Below are 6,322 nucleotides of genomic sequence, written 5' to 3' on the forward strand. Positions count from 1 at the left end.
ATCAAACGTGGCCGCGACGCTAAAGCTGGATCACACACATTGGAGGCAGAACGTTGCGCACTCGGGCGATGCCCGGCAAACACCCCTCTCAAGCCTCGTGCGCACGCAGGAAGCGGAAAAATTCCACACCTTCACGCAGACGGCGCTTCGTCATTTCCCAGCTACCCATCATTTCTCTGACGATCTCCCAGATCTTCGAGGGGCGGAAGTAGAAGCTTCGATAGAAGTTCTCGACACCATGGAAAATATCTTCCTTGGACAGGTGCGGATAACTGATCAGAGCCAACTGCACCCCTTTGTCATTGACCAAGTTGACCGCCTGGTTCGGCTCAAGCCAGCCGTTCTCAATGGCCTGATCGTACATCTTGGTGCCCGGATAGGGCGCTGCAAGGGACACTTGAACGGTATGCGGATTAATTTCCTTGGCGAACTGGATAGTCTTGGCGATGGTTTCCTTGGTCTCGCCAGGCAGACCAAGAATGAAAGTACCGTGAATTTGGATACCAAGCTTGTGGCAGTTCTCGGTGAATTTGCGTGCAATATCGGTACGCAGGCCCTTCTTGATGTTGTGAAGGATCTGATCGTCGCCGGATTCGTAGCCTACCAGCAGCAGACGCAGGCCATTTTCCTTCATGATCTTCAGGGTTTCATAGGGCACGTTCGCCTTGGCGTTGCAGCTCCAGGTCCAGCCCAGAGCATGGAGTCCACGAGCGATTTCGTGCACGCGCTCAAGGTTAGAACTGTCGGTGAAGGTATCGTCATCGAACATCAATTCCTTCACTTCGGGCATGTTCTCCTTGATCCACTTAGCCTCGGCGATGACATTGGCAGCCGAGCGGACACGGTAGCGATGTCCCCCAACAGTCTGCGGCCACAGGCAGAAAGTGCACTTGGAGCGGCAGCCCCGCCCGGTGTAGATGGAGACATAGGGATAGTTGAGATAACCGATGAAATAGCGGTCGATCTTCAGGTCGCGCTTATAGATGGGAGCAACAAAGGGCAGCTCATCCATGTTCTCGATCATTGCCCGCGGCGGGTTGCTTTTTACCGTGCCATCCGCCAGTTTGTAACTGATCCCAGCAACCTCTTCCAAGGGACGCCCTTCGGCGATCTCTTTGCAGGTGTAGTCGAACTCTTCACGTGCCACGAAATCGATTGCAGGCGAAGCCTTCAGTGAATCAATGGGGTCAACCGCAACCTTGGCACCGACCAGACCAATCAGAACGTCAGGACGACGAGCCTTGAGAAGCTCGGCAAACTTGGCATCGGTCGGGAAGGAAGGCGTGCTGGTATGAATGATCACCAGCTCGTACTCAGCGGCGATCTTCAGGGACTCTTCCACTGAAAGCTCTTCCACCGGGGCATCCAGCAGGCGCGAGCCGGGAACCAGAGCAGCCGGCTGAGCCAACCAAGTCGGATACCAGAAGCTCTTAATCTCGCGTTTAGCCTGATAACGCGAACCGGCACCGCCGTCGAAACCGTCGAAAGACGGAGCCTGCAGAAAAAGCGTCTTCAAAGACTTCATAGAAAATCTAAGCTCCAACGGCCACCAGGCCGAGATTTTACCAACCGCCTACCCACACACCATGGCGAGAATAGGTCAAAACTAACGTGTAGGCTCATCCTTGCGCGCATGCAGAACCTGACCGCGCCACTGAACCCGCCAACTGGTCAGAGCCACGGCCCATTCTGCCAACAGAAGCAAGTCACGGAGCGGGGTCAGCAGGACCTCATACCAAGGCACCGATGGCCGACTGACTCGACGACCAAGAATAAAGCGCCCAATACGCGCAGAACACGCAACCGCAGCCAGCGAGGCATTCAACATTGTCGGCGCCATCGCCAAACCGAGCAGGGACATCGGCCAAGAGAAACAGACGAAGCTCATGAAAAAGCCGCTCGGCGCGATTGCTCGAATCGTACGCAACCACCGCAACTCATGGGCCCACAACTCGGCCAGTCTGGTTTCGATCACCTCGGTACCGACCACCAAATCCGAAAGCACGGTACGTAGTCCAGCCTTCCGAGTCAGCTCACCTAACCAGAAATCGTCAGCCAGAGTATCACGCAGAACCTCAAAGCCGCCAATGGCCTGTAACGATTCTCGGCGCAGCGCGATGGTTGAGCCGAAAGCAAAGCGGGTAGATCCGAACGAATGCGATAGGCGTACCGATGGCGCAAACCAGTCGTCAATGAACAAGCAACCTAAGCGCGACCAGAAGCTGTCCTGTGGTACACCATAGTAAAGACAGGTGACTATTCCCACCCCTGGGTCCGCCAGCGGGGCCGTCACCCGTACCAAGTAATCCTCGGGCACGCTGATATCGCTATCAGCCAGCACCAGCCAATCATGTCGAGCCAATGAGAGGATATTCATCAGATTGCTGACTTTGAAATTGGCACCATACACGCGCGGATCGACAACCAAGTCGATGTCTACCTGTGGAAACTCATCGCGCAGCCGCTTCACCACAGCGATGGCAGGATCCTGAGGTTCGCGCACACCGAATATCAGTTGGTAGTTCGGATGAGTCTGCCGGCAGAAACTACGCAGATTCTCATACAGCTTCGGCTCTGCTCCATGCAGCGGCTTGAGCACACTGACCGGTCGCACATGGGATCGAAGCCACGAGGACGAGGTTCGACTGAGAGTGCTTTTGAGAGCGACACCAAAGGTGGCGATGGCATAACCGGAGGCTGCAGCGACTAGTCCAGTGCCCAGCCAGAATATGAATGCACTGACGAAAGAATGTGTCGACATGAGAGTGCTTGATGAGGCATTTGCCCAATAATAACATGATGATAGCAGTCTGAGTTTGCTCAAATTAAGAACCGATCAGGCATATAACTACTAACTTTATGGTTAATCCCAACCACCCGCACCGCCCCACGAAGGCTCTTCGAGAAGGCTGTTATGCGCTATCATGCTGCGGTAGATTTGGTGAGGAGTTTGATCTTTGGCTAGTCAGGAACAAGAGTTTTGCCAATGGCGTCACTCAAGGAGTGTGGTTTCCTTCAATGATGAACCGTTGGTGCTTGTTGACGAGCACGATCAAGAGATTGGCTTCCTAGACAAGGCCTCTGCACACCAAGGGCAAGGCTTGCTGCATCGGGCCTTTTCGCTGTTTGTGTTCAATTATAAAGGTGAGCTCCTCCTTCAACAGCGAGCTGCAGGCAAGCGATTATGGCCGGGCTTCTGGTCCAACACCTGCTGTAGCCACCCTCGCCGGGGCGAGGCGATCAATGAAGCCATAGATCGGCGCCTCAGCGAAGAACTGGGCATGCAATGCTCATTCAGCTTTCTATTCAAGTTCGAATATCATGCCCAATTCGATGCCGAAGGTGCGGAACACGAATTATGCTGGGTCTATGCCGGCCGCAGCGACGAAGCCCCCACTCTCAACCTGAACGAGGTCTCGGCACTGAGATACATTTCCCCCGAAGCGCTAGACAAGGAAATGGCCGAAAACCCGCAAATTTTCACACCCTGGTTCAAACTCGAATGGATGCGCCTGCGCCAAGAACATGCAGAGGTATTCACTCCTCTCCCTTAGAATTCTGATCCGCTCAGCGCACCCCATTTCAATCGACGATCAGGCGCTGACGGATGAATTAACCACCGGCGAAGTAGGCGTATGGCACCTGCCATCTGTTCACGTGCGCACCGGTTTTACACTTAGCAGACCGACATTGCGGAGATCCCCATTGGGCATTCCCCTTATTCAGCAAATCAAAATCGCTCGCTACATCATCGGCAAGAAGCTGAGCGGTCAGCATCGCTATCCCTTGGCCATGATGCTGGAGCCACTATTCCAGTGCAATTTGGCCTGTGCGGGCTGCGGCAAGATTGACCACCCCAAGAATATCCTGCAGAAGCGATTGAGCGTCGAGGAAGCCTTGCGCGCCGTGGATGAGTGCGGAGCCCCGGTAGTTTCCATTCCCGGCGGCGAGCCGCTCATCCACAAGGAAATGCCGGAGATTGTGCGCGGCATCGTCGCACGCAAGAAGTTCGTCTACCTGTGCACGAACGCGATTCTGCTGCAGAAACATATCGACGAATACGAGCCTTCTCCCTACTTCACCTGGTCGATCCATCTCGACGGACTAGAAAAGCGCCACGATGAGTCCGTGTGCATGGAAGGCGTGTTTGACAAAGCCGTAGCAGCGATCAAGCTGGCTCTTTCGCGCGGCTATCGCGTGACCATCAACTGCACCCTGTTCAACCAGGAGCCGCCAGAGGAAGTCGCCGACTTCTTCGACTACGCCATGTCCTTGGGCATCGAGGGGATTACCGTATCGCCGGGCTACAGCTATCAGCACGCGCCGCGCCAAGACGTCTTCCTCGGACGCACCGAGAGCAAGAATCTGTTCCGAGAAGTATTCAAGCGCGGCAAGCAACGCAAGAGTAAGTGGGTATTCAACCAGTCATCGATGTTCCTCGACTTCCTGGCCGGCAATCAGTCGTACCAGTGCACCCCCTGGTCCAACCCGACCTACAACATCTTCGGCTGGCAGAAGCCCTGCTATCTGCTGGTGGATGAGGGGTACGCACCGACCTATAAGGCACTGATGGAAGAAACCCAGTGGGAAAACTATGGTGTCGGCATAAATCCCAAATGCGACAACTGCATGGCGCACTGCGGCTTCGAAGGTAGCTCCGTCAACGATACCTTTGCTCACCCGCTGAAGGCACTGCGCGTGGCCTTGTTCGGACCGCGCACCGACGGCGCCATGGCTCCCGATCTACCGGTGCTATACGGTGACCGCGCCAGCTTCAACGCCTCACGCATTCCAGTTCGAACCATCGAGGAACATGACCCGGGTTTGAGTGAGGGCTAACGCGCATGCTTAGCGTATTAGAGCACGCCGGGGTGATCGCCTTCCTCCCGGTCCTGATCTGGGGGGGACTGTTGCTGGTCCCGTGGCGACCATGGAGCACCCGTGAACAACTTGAGGCAGATCCTCAAGCCGTGCGGACGGCTGACCTCAGCGATATCACGGTACTGATCCCGGCGCGCAACGAAGCTGACACGATTGGCTCCACTCTGTCTGCCCTGCAGGCCCAAGGGAACGGACTGCAAGTAGTGGTCGTGGACGATCAGTCCAACGATGCTACGGCGAGTATCGCTGCAGCCTTTCCCAATACCCGAGTCGTGAGCGGCCAGCCTTTGCCGGAAGGCTGGGCTGGCAAGTTGTGGGCTCTGGAACAGGGAAAATCCCATGTGCGCACAGCCATGACACTTCTGCTCGACGCCGACATCCAGCTACAGCCCGGCCTATTGCCAGCCCTGCTGGCTTTCAAAAGACGCGAAGGGCGGAATTTCGTCTCGCTGATGGCAGATCTCCGTCGCACCAGCTTCTGGGATCGTCTGCTGCTGCCAGTATTCGTCTACTACTTCAAACTGCTTTATCCCTTTGCCCTGTCCAACTCCCGCAATAAGTTCGTCGCCGCAGCGGCAGGAGGCTGCGTGCTGGTGGATACTGACGTCCTGCATCGGATAGGCGCCTTCGCCAGTCTTCGTGGCGCCCTGATCGATGACTGCACCTTGGCACGTCAAGTCAAGCAAGCCGGCTACCGCACCTGGGTTGGCCTGAGTCGTAGCGTGGTGAGCCTTCGCCCTTATGGCAATTTGGCCTCTATTCACGACATGGTTGCACGCTCCGCGTATACCCAGCTCGGCTACTCCGTCTGGGCATTATTGGCAGTCACGGCGATATTTCTCGTTGCCTATGGCGGGCCGTTCGCTTTCATGAACTTACCCACCATGTGGCCTTGGGCCCTCTCCGCTTGGGCTGCCATGACAGTCAGCTATTTGCCGATATTGCGTTACTACCGCATGTCTCCGCTATGGGCTTTGCTGCTACCGATCAGTGCTGCGTTCTATCTCGGCATGACCTGGAGCTCGGCAATTCGCTATTGGCGCGGCGTACGCTCACGCTGGAAGGGAAGAATCTACAGTCATTAAGGGTAGACATTTCGCTCACACGGCATGACTGTCGGTCGATGTGCCCACTGACCAAGTGGGCACATCGACTCTCCTGCGGCAAACGAAGCAACCCCTCACCTCCCAATACCAATCTATCCGTCTGCATCACGCATAACCCCAGCTCAAAACCCTAAGCAACCGTCCCTCTCCAAGTTTTAGCGTTTGCTGTAGCGCCATCGCTCTGCTAGTGTCTTGCCGTTTTTTTGAGCTCCCGCCGCCCCCTAGGTCCCCCCATGGCCCGCAAGAAAGCCGCCCTCGACTTCGAACAGTCCCTCACCGAGCTGCAGACCCTGGTCGAGCGGCTGGAGGGCGGCGAGCTGTCGCTGGAGGACTCC

At 56.0% G+C, this 6,322-nt stretch carries 6 protein-coding genes; 4 read left to right on the top strand and 2 right to left on the bottom strand.

The annotated features are described in order from the left end of the window. Positions 1 to 88: 88 nt before the first annotated feature. Both hpnJ and hpnI read right to left on the bottom strand, forming a co-directional pair. Positions 89 to 1,525, bottom strand: a complete 1,437-nt coding sequence (gene hpnJ, locus ACFOJE_RS03130) for a hopanoid biosynthesis associated radical SAM protein HpnJ (protein WP_377812792.1) — start codon at positions 1,523 to 1,525, stop codon at positions 89 to 91. An 81-nt stretch (positions 1,526 to 1,606) separates the two neighbouring features. Beyond that, a complete protein-coding gene (gene hpnI, locus ACFOJE_RS03135; RefSeq protein WP_377812793.1) occupies positions 1,607 to 2,761 on the bottom strand; it encodes a bacteriohopanetetrol glucosamine biosynthesis glycosyltransferase HpnI in 1,155 nt (384 codons plus the stop codon). A 196-nt stretch (positions 2,762 to 2,957) separates the two neighbouring features. On the opposite strand from hpnI, the gene idi reads away from it, so the two are divergent. From idi to ACFOJE_RS03155, 4 genes are all read left to right on the top strand, one after another. Then, positions 2,958 to 3,554 carry an isopentenyl-diphosphate Delta-isomerase gene (gene idi, locus ACFOJE_RS03140; RefSeq protein WP_377812794.1) on the top strand — a complete coding sequence of 199 codons (597 nt, stop codon included), beginning with the start codon at positions 2,958 to 2,960 and terminating at the stop codon, positions 3,552 to 3,554. 151 nt (positions 3,555 to 3,705) lie between these two features. Next, positions 3,706 to 4,839, top strand: a complete 1,134-nt coding sequence (gene hpnH, locus ACFOJE_RS03145; protein ID WP_377812795.1) for an adenosyl-hopene transferase HpnH — start codon at positions 3,706 to 3,708, stop codon at positions 4,837 to 4,839. A gap of 5 nt (positions 4,840 to 4,844) precedes the next feature. Further along, positions 4,845 to 5,966, top strand: coding sequence for a glycosyltransferase (locus tag ACFOJE_RS03150; protein ID WP_377812796.1), 1,122 nt, complete (start codon positions 4,845 to 4,847; stop codon positions 5,964 to 5,966). 254 nt (positions 5,967 to 6,220) lie between these two features. Beyond that, a partial coding sequence (locus ACFOJE_RS03155) for an exodeoxyribonuclease VII small subunit (protein WP_377812801.1) occupies positions 6,221 to 6,322 on the top strand: 102 nt, incomplete at its 3' end.

The organism is Azotobacter bryophylli (assembly GCF_042643485.1).
Taxonomy (GTDB): domain Bacteria; phylum Pseudomonadota; class Gammaproteobacteria; order Pseudomonadales; family Pseudomonadaceae; genus Azotobacter; species Azotobacter bryophylli.